The sequence below is a fragment of the Salegentibacter salarius genome, from assembly GCF_900168265.1.
Classification (GTDB): domain Bacteria; phylum Bacteroidota; class Bacteroidia; order Flavobacteriales; family Flavobacteriaceae; genus Salegentibacter; species Salegentibacter salarius.
In genome coordinates, this window is sequence record NZ_FVZF01000020.1 from 22,494 (window position 1) to 43,520 (window position 21,027).

Here is a 21,027-nt window from a genome sequence, read left to right on the forward strand (position 1 = left end):
CTAATATAAAAGATAATCCAAAACTACTATAAGTATCACCAAATGTTGAATTTCTGGATTTAAAACGTTGCTAGATTTATGCAAAATTTTTCTTAAAAAAAGCTTTCTTTTAATTTTTAAACAATGTCTAAAATTATTAATTTTACTGCAATTACTGCTCTTTTTCACACTTCCCTACACTTGAAGAAGAATAGCTTAAATAAAGCACCCAAATTTTTCCAATCTTAATGTCTACAAAATTTTTCACCAATCGTGATGATAATACACTCCTGAAGAAATTTCAGGGAGTTTTTGAACATAACCCAGATATAAATAATTTTGATGCACTTGTAGGTTACTTCAGGGCCTCAGGCTACTTTAGAATAAGACCTTTTCTTGAAAATGTTCCTCAAATACGCATTCTTGTCGGCATTAATGTAGATAAGATTCTTGCTACATATCAGTCTAAAGGTCTTTTATTTCATGGAGATGCCAATCAAACTTTACACGAATTTTTGGCGGCTGCAAAAAAAGACATTCAAACTTCCAAGTATAGTAAAGAAGTTGAACAGGGAATCCTTCAGTTTATTGAAGATATCTGTACTGATAAAATTGAGGTAAAAGCCCATCCTAGTAAAAAATTACACGCTAAAATTTACATATTTAGGCCTGAAATATGGAATGAACATAGGCCTGGCGATGTTATAACAGGTTCCTCTAATCTAACCGATGCGGGACTTGGTGGAAATACCGATCAATTTAATTATGAATTCAATGTAATCCTTAGGGATTATGAAGATGTGAAATTTGCCTCTGAAGAATTTGAGAAACTCTGGGAAGAAGGTGTTAGTATACTCCCTGTTGAAATTCAAAAGATCAAGAAAGAGACATACTTAAACGATAATTTCACCCCTTTTGAGGTGTATATGAAGTTTCTCATTGAATACTTTGGAAAAAGCGTTGAATTTGACCCTAACTCCATTACAGATTTACCGGAAGGTTTCAAAAGACTCTCTTATCAAATAGATGCTGTCACTGAGGGTTTTAAACTACTTGAAAAACACAATGGCTTTTTCCTCTCAGATGTTGTAGGACTTGGAAAAACTGTAGTAGGAACTTTAATAGCCAAAAAGTTCTTTTATTCCAATGATTTCCCTAGTCATATTTCAAATATCCTCATTATTGTTCCTCCAGCCCTTAAAGAAAACTGGAGAGAAACTTTGGAACAATTCAACCTGCACAATTACAAAATCATTACGAATGGGAGTATTCATAAACTGAGAAATCCCGACAAGTATGACCTCGTAATTGTGGATGAAGCCCACAAGTTTAGAAATGACACTGCTGAAGCTTACAATGAGCTTCAAAAGTTATGTAAGACAGACACAAGAAGAATCTTAAAAGGTGGTGGAAAAGCTAAAAAGAAAGTCATTCTTATTTCAGCCACACCACTAAATAACAGGCCCAGTGATATTGCTAACCAGGTTTACCTTTTTCAGGATTCTAAAGACTCTTCATTGGAAGTTTCAAACCTGCAGCATTTTTTCAGAATAAGAATTGATGCATATAATAAATTAAAAGACAATCCAAATATCGCGGAAGTTCAACACGGGGTAAAAGAGATATATGCAGATATCCGTGAAAAAATCATTAAGCCATTAACCGTTAGACGAACCCGGACAGATTTAAGGATCCATGAACAATATGCAAAAGATCTTGAAGAGCAGGGAATTAAATTTCCCGATATAGAAAAGCCAAAGAAAATCCTGTATAAGTTGGATCCATTTCTAGAAAGTCTATATGACGAAACCATGGCCTTGGTTGGAAATGAGCAGACTGGAATTAAATATTATCGCTATCAGGCTATTAAATTTCTTATCGGGCCTAAAAAAGAAAAGTATAAGAATGCAGATACAGCATCTTTTGCTCTTGCCAAGCTAATGAAAACCTTATTGGTAAAAAGGATAGATAGCAGTTTTCATGCCTTCAAAATTTCTTTACAACGCTTTACCGATGCGACCAGGATGATGATAAAGATGTTCGAGAATAATCGAATTTATATTGCTCCTAATGTTAACGTTAACGAATTTTTAATGGAGGAGCGGGAAGACGAACTTATCGATAAGCTCACCAACATGCAGATGACAGACCCCTCTATAGAAATCTGTTCCATAGATGATTTTGCAGATGAATTTTATGAAGGCTTGAAAAAAGATTTTGAACTTCTGGAGCCGCTTAACGAAAAATGGCAGGCAGTAGACCAGGATCCAAAAATGGATGAATTTCTTCACCAGATACAAAACGGTTTGCTGGACAAGAAAATCAACCCTCAGTCAAAATTAGTTGTATTTTCTGAATCCCAGGACACCACAAAAAAAATTATTAAGGAACTTAAGAAAACGGGACGAAACGATGTTTTGGAAATTAGTTCCAGCAACAGGGACAAATTAAAAGATGTTATTCGGGAAAATTTTGATGCTAATATTCCAAGAGCAAATTACAAAGATGACTACAACATTATTATTGCGACTGAGGTTCTTGCAGAAGGAGTGAACCTGCACCGCTCCAACGTTATTCTTAACTATGACACTCCCTGGAACTCCACAAAGCTTATGCAGCGTATAGGGCGAGTTAACCGTATTGGTTCTGTTGCTCCCAAAGTGCACATTTTCAACTTCTATCCCACGGCAAATGTGAACAACGACATTGAGCTAGAGAAAAAAGCCATTATGAAGCTACAGGCATTTCATTCGGCTTTAGGAGAAGACAGTGAAATTTATTCTCCCGATGAAGAAACCCAAACTTTTGGTTTATTTGAGAAGGACATGGACGAAGAAAAAGATGAAAAACTGGCTTATTTGATGGAGTTGCGAAAGTTCAAAAAAGAAAGCCCTGAAATGTTTAGGAAAATAAAGAATATGCCTGTGCGAGCCCGGGTTGCCCGAAAGTCTCAAACTAACAGGGATACTACTATTTGTTTTATGCGAAACAGAAGAAGAGATGCCTTCTACCAGGTCAATAAAGACCTGAGTTTTGAAGAACTCACCTTCGTGGAAACAGCCAAACAATTTAATGCTGTGGTCAGTGAAAAAGCCCTTCAACTTCCGCAATTTCATCATGAACAGGTTGGTACCGCAGTAAAAGATTTTAATGAAAAAGTAGAAGAAGAAATGATGAATGGGCAGGTGGTAGACACTACCCAGGGGCCTAACGAGAAAAGGGCTCTTGCCTATCTCGATGGATTTCTACACTTCGAGTTTCTTTCTGACATTGAAAAAGATAAGATAAAAGCTGCAAAAACGGCTATAAAACTTGGGAAATTTCAAAAGCTACAACGTGAAATAAATAAACTCAAGAAAAACAACAAGAAAGCAAAACTAAAGGCAGTTGACCTGGTAGACGCACTTTTAAGGATTATTGATCAATACCCTATTCTGTCTTCAGACGGGGAAGAGGAAAATATGCCTGCAGTCAGCATTCGCAAGATGGAAAAACTAAAACCTGAATTGATCATTTCTGAATCCTTCATTTTTAATGAATAGAATAATGGACAAACAACAATTACAACATAAGCTCAATCAACCTTATAATTCTGAAAACTGGAAAGAAGTAGTAAAGTTCGTATTCCCGAACGTTTCCATTTTCTCCTCTCCAAAAGAAATTCCTGTAAAAGAAACAGACCGGGACGAGGTTGAACTGTTTCTTCAAATAGGAACTGTGCAGCTCAAAGATGGAAAAATACTGGATCTTTTCGAACTGCATCTTAAAGATAAAGTTAACCTACTTAAAAACAGGGTGCGCCTTAACGATATTGTCTCTTCTACTGTAGATATGGATCGTTCTCATGGAGTATTATCTGTATTTGAAAAAGGTACGGAAGATTTCCGGTTTACTTTCTCTGCCAAGGCCAGTGAATTTAATGAAGAGGAAGGAGATTTTGTTATTGACAGGACAGACACCAAGCGCTTTACCTATTTACTAGGTAAGAATGAAAGCTGCAAGACCCCGGCCGAGCGATTTTATGCCTTGAGTGAGCAAAAACAGAAGGCCGATATTAAGGCGGTGGAAGATGCTTTCTCTGTAGAGAAGTTGAGCAAAAGATTTTTTGAAGATTATAAAAAACAATACGAGTCTTTTGTTTCCTATCTCATTAAAACTCCGGGTTACTATACCGCCATCTTTAATAATGACGACAAGAAAATTCGTGATTTTGTCAAGATCCTCCTGGGTAGGATCGTCTTTATAAAATTTGTACAGAAAAAAGGCTGGATGGGAGTACCAAGCAATGAGAAAGGCTGGGATAATGGTGATTATCGGTTTTTGGAGAATGCTTTTAAAAATTTTGAGCATAAAGACAATTTTTATTCTGAGTTTCTAAACTCCTTATTTTTTGAAGCGTTGGATAAAGGTGACCGTCCGAATAATATATTTGAATTAACCGGTACAAAAGTTCCTTTTTTGAGCGGTGGATTATTCGATAATCACGATCCTAAAACACGTGCAATTAATTTCCCAAAAGAATATTTTGAAAGCCTGTTTGATTTCCTGGATCGTTATAACTTCACCATTGATGAAAATGATGTCAACGATCATGAAATAGGTATTGATCCCGAGATGCTAGGGCATATTTTTGAAAATCTCCTTGAAGACAATAAAGATAAAGGTGCATTTTATACGCCTAAAGAAATTGTGCGCTACATGTGTCGCGAAAGCCTGAAAGAATATTTAAAGACAAGCCTGATAAAGCAGAATGTATGGCCCCAAAATGAAGAGAAAAGCAAGCAGCTTGAAGAAGGACTGGATGCATTTGTAAATAAAAGGGAAGCTGGCGGAATTATAGATTTTGAAGGACCCATCGCGCTTGCATTAAAGAATGTAAAAATTTGCGATCCTGCAATTGGCTCCGGAGCTTTCCCGATGGGCTTATTACAGGAAATATTTCACCTGGTTCATCTGCTATACTCTGCAAGTTTTGATAAAGTTGGAGATATCTGGGAAATTGACTCCTGGAAACCAAACGTTGTAAAGCAAAATATAATCCAGAATAGTATTTATGGGGTAGACATCGAAAAAGGAGCTGTAGATATTGCTCGCTTGCGTTTCTGGCTTAGTTTGATTGTAGATGAACCAGAACCCACTGCCCTGCCCCACCTTGACTATAAAATTGTAGTTGGGAATAGTTTGTTGAGCAAGTTTGAAGATACCATTATAGACATAGATTGGGAACTGGAAGATCCAAATCCCGGACTTTTTGGTTCTAAATTAACAGAAGAAAGAGCGGCTATTCTAAAAGAAATTAGCGAAAAACAACAACAGGTCTTTGAACCCGATAGCGATGATGAAAAGTTATCCCAGGAGATTCGAGACTTAAAGATTGATTTGTTGGTAAAACAGTTGGAGGTGATGATCGATAAACAAAATATTCCCTCTGAACCAAAAGCCATAGACTATAAGAATAAATCTAAATCTAAATTTGTCGAAGATCAAAAAAGATATTTGGAAACGCTTGGCTGGAAGAAACAAATTCAAAAACTCAAAAAACTAAAAGAAAATCCAGAGGCGCCTCTCACCTTTTACGATTGGAAATTGGATTTTCCCGAAATATTGAATGATTCCATTTCCAAAGAAACAGGTTTTGACATTGTTATTGGTAATCCTCCATATGTTTCAAACAAAAGTATAGATGATGATATTAAAGAGCATTTTAAATATTCTGATGATTTATACAATTATTTTTTTCTCAAAGGTTCAGAAATACTAAAACATAATGGGATTTTTTGCTATATCACATCAAATACCTTTCTAACCCTTCAAACCAAAAAAAATATAAGAGATTTATTGTTAAATAAAAGGTTACTCACTTTAGTTAATTTAGGTCACGATGTTTTTGAATCTGCGATGGTATCAACCGCTATAACCATATTTAAAAATACTTCTTTTAGCAAAGAGGATAAAGTAAAAATAATTGATGCAAGAGGAAAAAAGAAACTCTCATTAGCACCAAGATATTGTTTAAATAGTAAAGAATTTTATGGTACACCCGAGAATGTATTTTTTGTTCCTAACAGCTTGAACCTTTCAATTCATAAAAAATACTCCAAAATACTACGAGATCTTATTAATGAGCATTGGAACAAGATCTCCACCAGCCGCAATATTTCAAAAAATAGAAAGCTGATCGATAATTATCATAAAACTTTAAAACCTGGAAATGTAACTTTAATGGGTTTGATTACTGATGGTGGCCAGGGCCTAGCAACAGGTAACAACGGTTTCTTTGTAGGTGTTCTAAAAGGTACTAAAGAGGCAGATCGAACTGAAATTACAAGGTTTCAAAAAATTAAAAAGTTTAATCAGGAATACAATACAAATCATGACATTTCTGGACTCTCTGAATTTGAAATTCGTACTTTATTTGATGAATTAAAGGAGATGCATGGACGTGATATTTTTGGACAAGGTTATCTTTTTAGAATTGTATCTCCATCAGAACTAGCTGATATCGACACATTAAGTTCAGAAGAAAAGGAAAAAGGTATATCGGGAAGAAGTTCATTTGTGCCATATGATAAAGGAGATAAAGATGGTAACCGCTGGTATTTAAAGACCTCTTATTATATAGATTGGTCTGTAAATAAAATTTCTGATATTAAAGCTAGGTCACACAAAAAGGGAAAAGGAAAAGCTCTTTGGCAGAATTCACAGTTTTATTTTCGAGAAGGTTTCTGTTGGAGTGATATCCACACGGTACTGATAAAATCCCGCTTAAAAGGAAAAAGTGTACATGATGTGAAAAGTATGAGCTTATTCCCTACGAGTGAATTAATTTCAGCTAAATATCTTGTATGTATTATAAATTCCACCTTTGCCAGTGAATTTTCATTTGAGTTTTTAAATAATACTTCCACGCTCCAAATTAACGATGCGAGACAACTACCAATTATTATCCCGGATAGGACACAATTGAAAGCTTTTGAAGATCTATTTGATAAAGCATATAGTATTCAATTAGAAAAGTTTGAAAAAAAATCCTCAGAAGAAGCGGTTAATGAGAAGCTTGTAAAAATTCAACTAGAACTTGATGAAATGATTAACGAAATATACTTAGGGAAAAAATTCAAAAAGGCAAAACTAATAGATATCGAAAATGCAGTAAAAACCGCATGAATAAAGTATCATTTATCTAATTACAATTTTCACCACCTATGAATAACGACACGAAAACTACTGGCCTAATAAGAGTAAATGACAAAATAAATCTTCGAACCTCCGGAGATATTTCTAAAATACCTTCTAATGATAAGCTATTTAGCAAGTCTTTTTTACAATATAATAACAACCTAATCGCCAAGAATTACGAAAAAAACCAGGAAACCTTATTCGATATCTTAAAAACGGTTCCCGGGGTGGCAAATATTATCTCCAGCGTTGGTGATAAGGGGAGGTATATTGCAGATCTTACTAAAAAGCAAGCCGAGAAAATTAATTCCGGTGAATGGGAGTTTGTTAAGGCCAAAGATGGTTCAGGCCTAAAAGCTATTTTGCGAGATGCTAAAAATAAAAATTTTAAGGGACAGGCCAATATTACTTTAGAAGATGTCTCTCCTGCCCAAATGCAAAATTTGCTTAATGCAACCCAAATGCTTATGATCCAGCAAGCGATTACACAAGTTTCTAAGCAAATAGAATATTTAGACGAGAAGGTCAGTGATGTTTTATATGGTGCGCAAAACGATCGTTTAGCCTATATTCAAAGCGGTTACAACCTGTTTCTACAGGCACAGGCGAGTGAAGAAATTAAGAAAACGCTATATCCCATAATGATAGGTCAGCTAAACCTGGGGCGTGAACAACTTATTTATTCTTTGCAATATACCTTGAAAAAAATAAGCGATGACAAAACAGGAAAAGCTGCTTTCTGGGATGAATTTACCAGCTGGGGAAATAAGAGAGAAGCTAATGAAGCCCGAATTAATGAAATTAAGCAATCGCTGAGTTTTGTCATAAGAAGTACCCAGCTACTGGCAATTATTTACCAGGATAATAATGAACACTGGTCTATGATGCAATCTATTCTTAGGTTAAAAGAATTACTAAATCACTTTCAAAAAGCTGAGTTTGAATTCCTGGGGGAATGGTCTGCCAGTGAAAGGGAAATACAATCTTTAAGGAAAGGGATTGTAGAGACAAGATCTGCCATACATCAAAATATTAGTGTGCTGATGGAAAATCCAACAGATATCAAACTCCAATTAAAAACAGAATTTCATGACTAAAAAGAAAAAAAACACACGTATTTGGTCTAAGGCCGGGAATATCGCCAAAAAAGTAGTTCCCGTTATTGTTGCAAGCGTCCCTTTTGTAGTCAAAGCCTTGAAAAAAGGCAAATAAGAATCGAAATTATAAATTTATGACCTTCCACGACGAGATCCTAACCAACCTTTTAAAATACAAAGAACATAACCCAGATTTCATATTTATTCCCAGGCAAAGAAATAACCAAAATAAATTAAATGATGGCTATTGGTTTCAGGGAAATTCAGACTATGCATTCGTTGGCTTACTTAACCGGGGAGGAGGTATTAATAAAACTCGAAGTATGGGTTTTGTTTTTTGGCCCGATAAGACTTTTTATGGTATCACTGTAGAACTAGTACATAAAGGAGAGAAAGACCAGGAAGTATTAGGAATTTACGAAACTATCAAAAAGAAAATAGGTGGTTTTGAAGAAAAAGAGCCCGAGAAATTTGTTAAATATATCGGAAACACTTCGAAGGGATACGACGATGTCTTTAAATTCTTAGATGAGTATTACCAAAAGATCATTGATATTGTGGAAGAGTCTGGGCGTACAGATTTGCTGCTAAAAAAAAGCAAGTTTAATAAGTTTCTTGATAGAATAAAATCCCGAAGAAAAAAGTTAATTGATGAAAAAGAAATAAATAAACTACTCATCAATATTACCTGGAACAGTAAAGACTGGAAGGAAGAAAGCCAGGACGACAGCAATCACCGCTATGTAAAGGAAGGCAACATCCCTGGTGAGAGTTGGAATTTTGCCAAAAATGAAGCTTACAATAATGGAGAATATTTACATGGTTTTGCTCAATTCACTAATCCGCCAGGCATTAGCGGCAAAAGTATTTTTATCTTCTATTCTCAGGGAAAGATTGTTGGTTTTTACGGGAATGCCGAAGTTGGAGAATATAGTCCAGCGAAAGATTCTTATTATAACCTAAGGGGTCAGAAAAATATAAGTTTTGTTTTAAACAATAAAATTGAGGACGTCAAAGAAAAAGGCTATTTAGAGGATAAACAACGTTTAGGAATGGCTGGATTTAATTATCTCCACCAGGATGCTACAATAATAAAGATCCTTGACGAAGCGCTAAAATTAAATCCCGAGCAAAAGGACGAAATAGAAAATCTGAAGAAATGGTTTACTGAAAATACAGTAACACAACCTACTCCCCTCAAAACTAGAAACGAAAACTCCAACAAAAATCAACCAACTAAAATGAATACTGAAAGAATCAATGAGATCTATTTTGGACCTCCCGGTACCGGGAAAACCTATAACTCTATCAATCGTGCTGTAGAAATTGTTGATAAGGAGTATTACGAAGACCATAAGAATGATCGGGCTAAAATCAGGGAACGCTTTCAAGAGCTACTTATAAGAGATTGGAATGAACCTAAAGGTCAAATAGCTTTTTGCACCTTCCACCAGTCATTTACATATGAAGATTTTGTAGAGGGAATTAAACCGGTAAAACCCACCGAAGATGACACTTATTTAAAATATGATATTGAAGATGGAGTATTTAAAAGAATCTGCAGATTATCTGATGACCAGTTAAAGGCGAAAAAAGTTAAGGAGAAAAAACTGCTCACCTGGAATCAGGCAGAATACGACAAAGCTTCTTTTTATAAAATATCACTTGGGGATATCAAAAAACAGGAAGACAATGAAATTTATGAATACTGTATTGAAAATGGAGTAATCACTATTGGTTTTGGCGGTGGAGAGGATTATAGCGGCTTAAGCGAATCTGAAGTTCGTCAGCAAGCCAAAGATCTGGATTTACAGGATTATGATGCACAAGCTTTAAATTACTTTATACATTATCTTAAAAAAGGTAATTATGTGTTGGTTAGCAAGGGTAACGGTTATGTTCGAGCTATGGGTAAAGTTACTGGTGATTATTATTATAAACCTGATTCGCCAATACGATATAGCAATTTTAGATCTGTAGATTGGATTTTTACAGATGAAGAGATACCAATTGACCAGATTTACGACAAACAATTGTCGCAGATGACGATTTACAAGCTTAATGAAAATAAAATAAAAGAAGAGTTTTTTATTGGGACGCATTCTAGCGAAAAGCTGATTACAGAAGCACCTGTTGAGCAACGAAAGAATTACGTTCTTATAATTGATGAAATCAATCGCGGTAATATTTCTTCTATTTTCGGTGAATTAATTACCCTTATTGAAAACGATAAAAGAGCAGGAGGAAATGAAGAATTGGAGGTTACTCTACCCTATTCTAAAGAAACATTCAAAGTACCTGATAATGTTTTCATACTTGGCACCATGAATACGGCGGACCGAAGCATAGAGGCCCTGGATACCGCTCTTAGGAGACGTTTTTGCTTTAAAGAGTTTCCTCCTCGACCATCTATCGTTCAAAAAGAAGGAACCTCAGGTAAAATCCAGGGAAATGTAGAAGGTATAGACCTAAAGGCTCTACTTACTAAAATCAATAAACGGATAGAAAAATTAATTGATAAGGATCATTTAATTGGTCATTCATATTTTCTAAAGGTGGACTCTACCAAAAAACTAAAAAGCGTATTTAAAAATGAGATAATTCCTTTGCTGGAGGAATACTTCTTTGGTGATTATGGCAAAATAGGATTGGTACTCGGTTCCAGCTTTGTAGAAAAAGTCAATTCCGACAGTAATTTCGCAAATTTCCCTGAGTATGACCAGGACATTCAGGAAGATCTTTTAGAAAAATCCGTGTATAAAATTAGGAAACAAAAAGAATGGGATTTCCATAAAATCTAATGTATGGCCAGATTAATTAGGGTTTTTGAACATGAAAAATTAACTTCTTCCTCTCGATGCTCTAAAGGTGAATTAGTAGGAACCAAAGTTATTAATAAGCTCATTCAATATAATGATGCTCATAAGAATATTTATTTTGAAGCAATTCATAAAGGAGTAAAGTTTAAAAATTACGTTGGGGTTATTCAGGTAGGTCATACAACCATAGAAATACTTCCAAAGGCCGATAAAAGATCTTCTGAAAACGAAAAAGCAGAGTGGCATTCCATTTTGCTTAAAATGCTTAAGAAATGTAAAAGAATTAAAGTTGATTCTGTTAGTGAAGCTGCATTAAGGAAAAGATATAATTCCCTTCTGGATCTGTATTTCGAAGAATTTTTAAGGGAGGTAAATAGCTTACTAAACCAAGGGCTGGTAAAAAAATATAGAAAGAATAGTGGGAATGTTTTAGCCCTGAAAGGTCAAATTAATTTTTCCCGGAATATACAGCATAATTTAGTCCATCAGGAAAGGTTTTATACCAATCACCAGGTTTATGACCATCAACACTTGATACACCAGATAATTCTTAAAGCCCTTAGAATCCTAAAAGTAATTTCATACAATTCTTTTCTCCAGGATTCTATAGAAAGGATAATTGCGAAATTTCCAGAAGTCAAAGAAGTAGAAATTGGAAAGCATCATTTTGACAGGATTGTTTTAAATAGAAAAACTACAAAATATAGGGAAGCACTGAAGATTGCAAAAATGATTATTCTTAACTATTCACCAGATATTAAAGGTGGAGCTGAGAATATGCTGGCTCTGTTATTTGACATGAATAAATTATGGGAGGAATATATCTACAGAATGTTGAGTAGGTTACAAAATGAACATCTCAAAGTTAGCTTTCAGAATAAAGATAATTTCTGGGAAAAGAAAGTTATTAAACCAGATATCGTTATAAGCCAAACATTTTCTGATCCCGAAAAAAAGCCACAAACTTTAGTTATCGATACAAAGTGGAAAATCATTGATCCTGATCGACCTGGCGATGATGATTTAAAACAGATGTATGTCTATAATATGTATTGGAATTCACAAAAAAGTATACTGCTTTATCCATCGTCAAATCCACCTAAAACAACTTTTGGTAAATTCCATAAGGGCCGTGAAGAAGACAACCTATGTAAATTAGGGTTTGTAAAAGTAAATGTGGGAAAAGAGTTAGACCTGGATATAGGAAAAAATGTTTTAAGCTTATTAAAAAAGGCTAATTCAATAGAAATTTCACCTAAATAATATGAAAAACAAGGAGAAAAATAACATTTTCTATCGAAATCCAGAATTCTTAATTCCATGCTTTTGGGAATTTGGCTATAGATATGATAGCCTTTCCAGACACTGCCATTTAAATAAAGGGTTTATTGAAAAGCGTATAGCAGAAATTAAAAAATATCCGACAGATCTTTTGGATCATGTTGAAGAAGGGCGAAAAAAATATTTTGAAGAAAAAGCTGCCAGAAAAGTTCAGGATAAAGAAACTATGATGTTTTATGAAGATAACCGGAGTGAAGAAATGATGGTGGACTATACTGAAAATATAGAAGCCGATATAAACTTTTTTCCCGAATCCTTAAAGGCTTCCACCCTCGCCATGGCGCTGAGCACATTTGAAAATTTGTTAGGTGATATTAGTAAAGATATTGCAAAAAATTTGAATGTTGAAGTTGACCTTCCTAAAAAGCCTATGCCATATAACAGCAAATACCTTATAGAAAAAAAGAGGATGATGACTTTTTGGACAAACTAGGAATTCCTAGAGATTTAAGATAAAATATATAGAACATGTCAACCATTATTATTGGAAATATCCACGAAAATATCAAATGTGAAAGCTTTAAAGATCCTGAAACTGGAAGGATAAGGGTTCGGCCTCTGAAAGGTCAGGGTCTACCAACAAACCTTTTAATTGAATGCAGCAGTAAAGAGCGTATGGCTCACCTGGAGGGAACGAAATTTATTACCGAAAATGTGAAAGTTTGTAAGAAAACAGACGGTAGAGTTTATCTAAGGGCGAAAGACCAGAAAATTACTAAAATAATGTAAAAGTTGTACTGGAACTGTTATGAAAAAACCTTGTGAAATTATTCCTGCTTCATCAATTTACAACAATTACATTTTTTTATAGAACTAAACGTGATTAAGATTTAAATTATAAATTAGGCAAAAATAGAAAAATCTAAACTTAAAGTACAGTAGTTACAGTCTTGATTTATATCGTTCCCTACATCGATGAAAATTTTGACTTCCAATATGAACTGAGTACAAAAAATAAATTACCTAAAATGAATGAATTCCATGTAGGGGAAGTTAGAGCTTTTGAAGTTCTTGGCATTATAGAAGTAAATGAGCGTAAATTTATATCCCTTTCTGATGGGGAAAAAGACACCTACAGAGTGTCACCTTACGATTATCAATTAGAATGGGAAGGTGCTAACTTACCTGGCTTTTTACACTGCTATGTTAAAAGCGTTAATGTTTGGGGGCTACCTTATTTAATACAGTCCAGGAAGCATGTACTTGAAGATTGCTATACCGAAAATAATACTGAATATGCCTTTAAAGTTGTTGCCGTAAAAGAAGATCCCAATACCGGTAGCACCTTTTACGACCTGAAAGATGCATTTGGATTACACCATCGCTATTATCCAGAAAAACATGAGACTCTTCGAGAAATCGGGGATATATTCTCATTAATCTATAATGGTATAGAGGAAAAAGGTAGAAATAATACTTTTCTCAAATTAAGTTCGGTTGAAGTTCCTCCATTTGAGCTTGATGAAAATGTCACTACCTGTTATAGTTACGAAATACCTGCATCTTTATCAGAATCGAAAAAAGATCCTAGAAAAGAAAGCAGTTTCGGTTATGAAGATGAATTTAAAGAGTTTAAGAGTTCTATAGTATTCCCTGCCGGAGATGTCGAGGAAAATATTGACAAACAGCTTTTAATCATTTCAAAAACCATTGCCGGTTTCCAGAATCACAAAGGAGGAACCTTATTTCTTGGCGTAAATGACACCGGAGAGGCAATGGGAATACATCATGATTACCCTTTCCTGAATTCCAGCAAAAATGATGAGTACCAGTACTCGGCCACAAAAGATGGGTATGAACTCAAAATAAGAAATGCGGTAAAATATTTTCTTGGAAACACTGCTAATAGCAATATTAGTTTTGAATTTGACAGTATCGATGAAAAGGAATATGGTGTTATTAAAATCAAGGAAGTACAGAAACCCGTTTTCCTACATAATATCAAACTATATCAACGTGCCGGAAATATGACCCAGTTACTTAAGGGAGATGAGATCACTTATTTTATTGAAGAACGTTTTCTTAGCCGAAATTACAATTTACCTCAGCAACACCCGGTAGAAAATAACGAACTCGAAGAGGTGCAGGAAACCGAAGACGAAATTTCAGAGTTAACCGATAGTTCTGTTGTTCAGGAACCACCTGGAGAGTATGAAAATGATAGAAAGGCAGATATTAGAATACCGGAAACCAAAAGAGCTTCGGTTAATGATAAACTATGGTTCTATCTCACATTTTATAAAAACGGAGGTTGGTCTTACCAGAAAAATGCCGTTCAGAACGAAGAAGTAGAAAAAGAAATCCCCATCCTGGATTCCATGAAAAAAGAGCGTCTTATGATGGTTTATGATAATGGGTGTGTGAACGTGGTTTGTCCATTAGATATTATTAAACCCAAAGGAGTCAGAGGAAGAAAGTTTCGTTCTAGGGAAAAGATTTATAGTAATGGATGGAACACCAAAGCAAAGCTTCTAAATCTATTTTGTGCAGATCGTGATGACCTGATTGTTTTCGACAGTGTAGATCAATTTGGTTCAAAATGGGTTAAAGCCCATAAGGTTTCAGCAATATCGGTACATACCACCCTCCACCTGGAAGGAAATGTCCTAATCAATCCAAGATTGAACGCAAGCATAGAACGAGCGGTACCATTGCCTCTTGAATATTATCACCTTTTTTCCAGCCTGGTTTTAAAGGATCATCAAACCTCAGGATATCTTGGGTTTAGGCGAACTGATAAGAATTATCAGAAAACATTTATTGCGTTGGAAAAGCTAATTGAAAATTATAAGAAACTCTGGAAGATTTAAAATCGTCTCACCTTTGAAAGGTCTGGTTAATTAATTGTTGATCCCCATAATATATACTTTATGCAATGGAATTTTAAAACTCTTACTCCTGGTGACGATTATCAGGGAATTAGGGATGGTGACATCGAAGTTTTTGATAAAACCCGTTATCAATCTGTGGTACGTGAGACCATTCAAAATTCAATGGATGCACGTCTGGATGAAAATAAACCGGTACGAGTAAACTTCCGCTACTTCAAATTGCCCAAAGACAAATTTCCCTCCATTGCAGCAATAGAAAAACATCTTCGAGCCTGTAAAAATTGGAAAAAAGCGAATGAAGATGATAGGGAATTAATTCGTACTATGTGTTCTACAATTGAAACCAGTTGTTATAGCTGCCTCGAAATTGCGGATTACAATACCATAGGAATGGAGGTTTCCACCTCATTTGATTCTTTTGCTCATTCACGGAATGTATCAACTAAAAGTTCTCCAGGTTCAGCCGGTTCAAAAGGAATGGGTAAAGCAGCTTATTTCGCTGCTTCTTATCTTCATACCATTTTTGTGACTTCAAAATTCTGTGAAACTAATCAAACGCTTTTCCAGGGTATTTGCCGATTATCTTCTCACGAAGACAAGGGCGAATTAAAGAATTACAAAGGCTATTACAGCGATGATTACAAGCCAGTGCTAGAAACCTGGAAAATTCCCCCGCCATTCCAGAGAACCGAAATTGGTACATCTAGTTTTATTCTGGGGCTTTGGCCAGAAACAAATCGGCAGGAGATTATGGAGAAAGAGTTACTTAACAATTTTTGGCTTGCAATTTTGGAAGGGGATTTGGTAGTGGAAATAGCAGGAAAAGAATTTAACCAATTAAATCTCTACAATGAAGTTAAAAAAGTCTTTCCTGATGTTCTGGAAGGTGCGCATTATAATACTAACGGAAATCCACGCCCATATATAGAGTCCTATCTTAGTAAAAACTGTACAAGAGAAGATTATAGCGATTATATTCCATTGCTAGGGCATGTAAAATTTTTCCTGGCAAAGAATGAAAATTTCCAGGGGAGGATATCCAACTTCAGAAAATCAAAGATGCTTATCTTCAAAGACAATACTAAAATACCCAAGGGATATTGTGGAGTTTTTGTTTGTGAAGATCCCGAGGGAAACGAAATTCTAAAAAAATTAGAAAATGCAACTCACACCGAATGGCGTCCTGGAAACTGGAAGGATGGTAGGGGAAGATTAGCTTTGAAAGCTTTAAAAGAATTCCAGGATAAGTGCATCAAAGAATTTATTGGAGAACAACAGGGAGATGTCATAACAGTTCCAGGTTTTGATAAACTTCTAAACCTGCCTGGTCTTTCAAAAAAGAAAGGAAATAGAGAGAATCCGGAAAGTAAGAAAAAGACACCAAAGCCGGTTAGGATTAAACAAAAGCCGGGAAATCACACCCCAAAATCCTTTCGTTGGATTAGAAGCAGGACAATAAAAAGAGAAAACTCTTTTAGTTATGTGATAGATATGAATTCAAAAAAAGACCACAACAAGATAGCCTTTGAAATTCTTGTAGGATCTGACGATAAATCTTCTAAAGAAACAATTAATATTTCAGCTGCTTCACAAGGTGAATTTTCAGAAAATAAGATTTTTCTCAACTTGAGTAAAGGAGAGAATGAAGTGGAACTTGTGCTTGAGGATACTCTAAAGCACGCGATTAGATTGAAAGAAATCAAAGAGAAGTACAATGAAAATTAACGGTTACAAGTTTGGACATCCGGTTTTTGGAGATCATGACTATTATGATTTTGGTCCACAATTCAACGTAGAAGAGTTTATACAGGATGGTCATCTGGTGATAAAATCTGATGAAATCAATTTCGGTGCTAATAGGAAACTTGAAGAAATGCTCCTAAATGGAGATGCACGGCTTATTGCTGAGATCTACTGTACTCATACCATGTATAGAAAAGTTTTTGAACAAGAATACAGTTACAACATTAGCATACCATTGGACAATCTGAAAAATAAAGTGGAGGCGCTTTTCCTTTTAGTAGCTACAAAAGATATTGAAGGTTACTCCAATCCTTCAGTTAAGGAAGAAGCCAAGCATTTAGAGTTTTATATTGAACAAGGAGAGGCACTTGCTTATTTGGGAGAATACCATTTTGAGTTAGATTTAATTGGAACAAGTTTAGACAGTATAATTAAAATTAAAGCTGCAGAAGCCCCAAACACTTCAGATGTAAATTATAGCTATATAGATGACAGTATAACCATAGAATTACCTAGAAAGAAATTTGAGGACTTAAAAATGTACGTAGAAGATCCGGATTACCAGAAACTTTTAATTTCTTCCTTACTTCAAACAGCCCTTATTCACGCATGTTACAAATTATGTGGTAAAGACAAAGAGGCTTACTTTGAAAAACAATGGGCAAGGGTTTTAAATGTTCATTGGCAAAATCAGGAAGGGGAATCTGAATATCCAAATGTAGATGACATACCACCATTTGTTGAGAACATCCTTCAAAAACCCACGGGTTTACTATTAGACACTTTAGCCGAAATGGAAAATAGGTATAAAAATAACGATATAGAATGAGTTATCAGTTGAAGTTTGCCCCCTCAGTAACCCCCCTACTTCGGGAAAAAGTAAAGAGTGAAGATGAGAAGTTCCTAAATGCATATCTAAGAAAGGATAAATTCACTTACCCCTTTAGAGAGGAAGATTATGTCTATTGTGATTTTGAAAAAATTCCATCAAATCTTGGAAATCAGCTAACAGAAACCTTTGTAGACAATCTTTCTTCGGAAAAGAAGAACGACTATCGCACTGCTGATTTTGAATGTGCCAAGCTTCTTTATGAAAATTTAAATCTTACTCCTCGACAGGCGGCTGACAAAGATTTTTGGAATTATCTACACCACCATGATATGTACCAGTATCTACACTCCCGGTGGAATGAAATTGAAAATCCATCAAAAGGTTCTCAGGAAACTTATATTTTTAGGCATTGGATAATGTCACTTTCTTCTCAGAAGCATCTAATAAACTATCCTCTTACAACTTTGTGGTGGTCTATACATTTAACTATTGATAATGAAAGGCAAGAACGCTACGAACTAAGCCGAATCTATTTCAACAACAATAGATATAGAACTGTGACCTTTGGAGGAAGTTCTTATGTTCGACATAAAGAAGCCATCTTAGGAATTCTGGAATTTTACCAGGAAAACAACATTCCCGAAACCAAGGAATTAGGTGATAAAATTTCAAAATTTATTAATCTATTAGGGGGAACCAAACCTTTAGCTTTTTTTACCAGAGATTGGTTTAAATTTAAATTAGAAGAAAGATTTCCGAAACTGGTTAATAAAGAAAAAATTGGTAAAAGAACCAAAATTGACAATTTCTCTAAGAAACCTACTTTTATTGCAAAACCAAATGAGAAAACCAACATAGGAAGAACGGACTTAGTATATTTTTCAGTTTTTAAAGAAGGAAAATATTTCCTGAGAAGTAGTCCAATGAAGGATGCTGCTTTTAATATTACTATCCCAACTAGCTATCAAAATGGATATTTATTGTTATGCTATGAAAATGGGAGAGTAAATAAAATACCTTTATCTCAACTTCTAAATAAAACAATAGATCAATCAATTCCCTATTGGGGTGGATTAAATAAGGAAGCTAACCTTATAGATATTAAATGCATCGATATTGAATGTCTTTTATTAATTACAGTGGATGAACCTTCTCAAGGAAAATTAGGAAAAATTTTTAGAACAAGCTGGTTGCCTGAGATGGAATTTCTAAATTCTCGTGGAATAAAGATATCATTGCATACTAACAAACTAAATTATTCTATTCTGCCTGAGACGCTCGATAAGAGACTATCAAGATTAATTAGTCCGGGTACCTCAGGGTTCTGCCCAAAAAATAATACTTTTTATTCCAGGGAATGGACCATTATTCAAAACCATTTTAGAGAACAAATTAACCGTCCGAATTCCACAAAACAACCAGAGATTACTTTTTCTTCCGAATTTCCTATAGAAAAGGAAAACACCCACATATATTTCAATATTTATGAGACTGGATTATTCTTTTATTCCGATCAAAAACCTACTGAAAAACTTGCATTTTCTTTACAACTCCCGCAAAATCGCGAAAATAAATATCTTTATTTATGTTATGATAATGGACAAATAGCAAAGTTATCTTTGAAAAACCTTCCCGACCTGTCAATTGATGTTAGATCGAGAAATGGAAAATATCCCCGTGCAGGTCTAATTAATTTGGGAGTGGGGGAATTTGATGCAAATATATTAATTTGTCGTCAGATGCGAAGCAGAGGTCGATGTTTTAAAATTCATAGTGGAGAATGGATTCCTGAAAGCAAGAATTTGGCTGATCGTGGAACGGAGGTAGTTAACTCTTATAATCGCCTATCGTATGCCATCCTTCCTTCTGTTATCGATGACAAATTAGTCCGTTTAAAAGAAAGACATACCGGAAAAGGGATATTATTAGATCATCCGGCGAATCATGTACAGAAAACACTACTTTACAAACAAATCCCCGATTTTTTCAATAATTAAAAGGGTCGTTCTGTAAGCTTCCCCTAATTAGAACTGCTTGATTGTCCAAAAATATCATTTTTCATTCTCCTGGCGGTACCGCCAGGAGAATGAGTTTTTGCGTATGCTACGGGGGCCATTTTTCCCAGTGCATTATGTGGTCTTACATTGTTGTAATCTTCCATCCAGGTCTCGGTTTGTTCCCTTACCTGATTTAGATCTTCAAAGAGGTATTTATTGAGAACGCCTCTTCGATAGGTTCCATTGAATCGTTCTATAAAAGCATTCTGGGTTGGTTTCCCGGGTTGAATATACTGAAAGTCGATCTCTTGCATCTGGCTCCATTCTGAAGCGATCTTGGCAACAAATTCAGGTCCATTATCCATTCTTATTTTTTGAGGTTTTCCCCTGCGGTTAATCAAATGGTTCAATACCCAGACGACACGTTTGCTGGGCAGTGAAAAATCAATTTCTATATGCAATGCTTCCCGGTTGTAATCATCAATTACGGTTAAGCCACGGAAGCGCTTTTATTTTCTAAAACATCCGTTACAAAATCAATACTCCAGCTTCGATTAGGTGCCATAGGAGCCTCCAAGGGTTCTTTGACCCTGGCAGGTAAACGCTTTTTTACTTTTCGTCTCAAACTTAAGCCAAGCTTTTTATAGACCCGGTACACCCGTTTATGATTCCAGGGCTTGCCTTCACTCCTTAATCGATCGTAAGCCATCCAGAAGCCTTCTTCGCTATGTTCTTTAGCTTTTTGTTGTAAGGCCGCTTCGATAGCAGTATCGTCCTTTGGAATTGGCCGGTAATAAAAAACGCTTTTGCTCATATTTAAAACACGGCACGCCCTGCTAATACCGTAACGCGTAAGTTCTTTGGCTATGGTTCTTTTACGGCAGGGCTTTAAAGCTTTTTTTCGATAATTTCTTTGGCCATTTGATGATCCAGGGATAGATTGGCATACATCTGCTTCAGCCTTCGGTTCTCCTCCTCAAGGTCCTTCAGGCGCTTCAGCTCTTTGCCGTTCATCCCGCCATAGCGTTCCCGCCACTTGTAGAATGCAGCTGTACTAATGCTATATTCACGGCTGATCTCTGCGGCCGTTTTTCCGTTATCAAACTCCTTTAAAATCTTTGCGATTTGCTGTGGTGAATATCTACTCTTCTTCATAATTACTGTTTAAAGTTATAAAATATATTATACTTTTAAACAGTTCGTTTTTAA

12 protein-coding genes and 1 pseudogene are annotated in these 21,027 nt (G+C 35.3%); 12 read left to right on the forward strand and 1 reads right to left on the reverse strand.

Going from position 1 to position 21,027, the window contains the following annotated elements:
* Positions 1-227: 227 nt before the first annotated feature.
* From B5440_RS11375 to B5440_RS11425, 12 genes are all read left to right on the forward strand, one after another.
* Positions 228-3,521, forward strand: coding sequence for a helicase-related protein (locus B5440_RS11375; RefSeq protein ID WP_070053938.1), 3,294 nt, complete (start codon positions 228-230; stop codon positions 3,519-3,521).
* Positions 3,514-7,146, forward strand: a complete 3,633-nt coding sequence (locus tag B5440_RS11380; RefSeq protein ID WP_070053939.1) for an Eco57I restriction-modification methylase domain-containing protein — start codon at positions 3,514-3,516, stop codon at positions 7,144-7,146. Before B5440_RS11375 ends, B5440_RS11380 begins: the two co-directional genes overlap by 8 nt.
* Positions 7,147-7,184: 38 nt before the next feature.
* On the forward strand, positions 7,185-8,255 hold the full coding sequence (locus B5440_RS11385; RefSeq protein WP_070053940.1) for a hypothetical protein: 1,071 nt from the start codon (positions 7,185-7,187) through the stop codon (positions 8,253-8,255).
* Positions 8,248-8,370: a hypothetical protein gene (locus B5440_RS15825; protein ID WP_262506380.1), complete on the forward strand. Its 123-nt coding sequence runs from the start codon at positions 8,248-8,250 to the stop codon at positions 8,368-8,370. The genes B5440_RS11385 and B5440_RS15825 overlap by 8 nt, the downstream gene beginning before the upstream one ends.
* A 19-nt stretch (positions 8,371-8,389) precedes the next feature.
* Positions 8,390-11,056: an AAA family ATPase gene (locus tag B5440_RS11390; RefSeq protein ID WP_070053941.1), complete on the forward strand. Its 2,667-nt coding sequence runs from the start codon at positions 8,390-8,392 to the stop codon at positions 11,054-11,056.
* Between the two features lie 3 nt (positions 11,057-11,059).
* A complete protein-coding gene (locus tag B5440_RS11395; RefSeq protein WP_070053942.1) occupies positions 11,060-12,337 on the forward strand; it encodes an McrC family protein in 1,278 nt (425 codons plus the stop codon).
* Position 12,338: 1 nt separating this feature from the next.
* Positions 12,339-12,848, forward strand: coding sequence for a hypothetical protein (locus B5440_RS11400; RefSeq protein WP_070053943.1), 510 nt, complete (start codon positions 12,339-12,341; stop codon positions 12,846-12,848).
* A 35-nt stretch (positions 12,849-12,883) separates the two neighbouring features.
* Positions 12,884-13,144: a hypothetical protein gene (locus B5440_RS11405; protein WP_070053944.1), complete on the forward strand. Its 261-nt coding sequence runs from the start codon at positions 12,884-12,886 to the stop codon at positions 13,142-13,144.
* 239 nt (positions 13,145-13,383) lie between these two features.
* Positions 13,384-15,225, forward strand: a complete 1,842-nt coding sequence (locus B5440_RS11410) for an AlbA family DNA-binding domain-containing protein (protein WP_070053945.1) — start codon at positions 13,384-13,386, stop codon at positions 15,223-15,225.
* A 60-nt stretch (positions 15,226-15,285) separates the two neighbouring features.
* Positions 15,286-16,971: a hypothetical protein gene (locus tag B5440_RS11415; protein ID WP_070053946.1), complete on the forward strand. Its 1,686-nt coding sequence runs from the start codon at positions 15,286-15,288 to the stop codon at positions 16,969-16,971.
* The gene (locus B5440_RS11420; protein WP_070053947.1) at positions 16,961-17,818 is read left to right on the forward strand and encodes a hypothetical protein; all 858 of its coding nucleotides are present in this window, start codon (positions 16,961-16,963) and stop codon (positions 17,816-17,818) included. The genes B5440_RS11415 and B5440_RS11420 overlap by 11 nt, the downstream gene beginning before the upstream one ends.
* On the forward strand, positions 17,815-19,818 hold the full coding sequence (locus B5440_RS11425) for a DUF6339 family protein (protein ID WP_070053948.1): 2,004 nt from the start codon (positions 17,815-17,817) through the stop codon (positions 19,816-19,818). Before B5440_RS11420 ends, B5440_RS11425 begins: the two co-directional genes overlap by 4 nt.
* 23 nt (positions 19,819-19,841) lie before the next feature.
* On the opposite strand, the pseudogene B5440_RS11430 reads toward B5440_RS11425, so the two are convergent.
* Positions 19,842-20,973: pseudogene (locus B5440_RS11430) on the reverse strand (IS3 family transposase).
* Between the last annotated feature and the right edge of the window lie 54 nt (positions 20,974-21,027).

Excerpts from the sequence above, each read along its gene's own strand:
- B5440_RS11375 (WP_070053938.1), top strand. The coding sequence starts at position 228 with ATGTCTACAAAATTTTTCACCAATCGTGATGATAATACACTCCTGAAG.
- B5440_RS11380 (WP_070053939.1), top strand. The coding sequence starts at position 3,514 with ATGAATAGAATAATGGACAAACAACAATTACAACATAAGCTCAATCAA.
- B5440_RS11385 (WP_070053940.1), top strand. The coding sequence starts at position 7,185 with ATGAATAACGACACGAAAACTACTGGCCTAATAAGAGTAAATGACAAA.
- B5440_RS15825 (WP_262506380.1), top strand. The coding sequence starts at position 8,248 with ATGACTAAAAAGAAAAAAAACACACGTATTTGGTCTAAGGCCGGGAAT.
- B5440_RS11390 (WP_070053941.1), top strand. The coding sequence starts at position 8,390 with ATGACCTTCCACGACGAGATCCTAACCAACCTTTTAAAATACAAAGAA.
- B5440_RS11395 (WP_070053942.1), top strand. The coding sequence starts at position 11,060 with ATGGCCAGATTAATTAGGGTTTTTGAACATGAAAAATTAACTTCTTCC.
- B5440_RS11400 (WP_070053943.1), top strand. The coding sequence starts at position 12,339 with ATGAAAAACAAGGAGAAAAATAACATTTTCTATCGAAATCCAGAATTC.
- B5440_RS11405 (WP_070053944.1), top strand. The coding sequence starts at position 12,884 with ATGTCAACCATTATTATTGGAAATATCCACGAAAATATCAAATGTGAA.
- B5440_RS11410 (WP_070053945.1), top strand. The coding sequence starts at position 13,384 with ATGAATGAATTCCATGTAGGGGAAGTTAGAGCTTTTGAAGTTCTTGGC.
- B5440_RS11415 (WP_070053946.1), top strand. The coding sequence starts at position 15,286 with ATGCAATGGAATTTTAAAACTCTTACTCCTGGTGACGATTATCAGGGA.
- B5440_RS11420 (WP_070053947.1), top strand. The coding sequence starts at position 16,961 with ATGAAAATTAACGGTTACAAGTTTGGACATCCGGTTTTTGGAGATCAT.
- B5440_RS11425 (WP_070053948.1), top strand. The coding sequence starts at position 17,815 with ATGAGTTATCAGTTGAAGTTTGCCCCCTCAGTAACCCCCCTACTTCGG.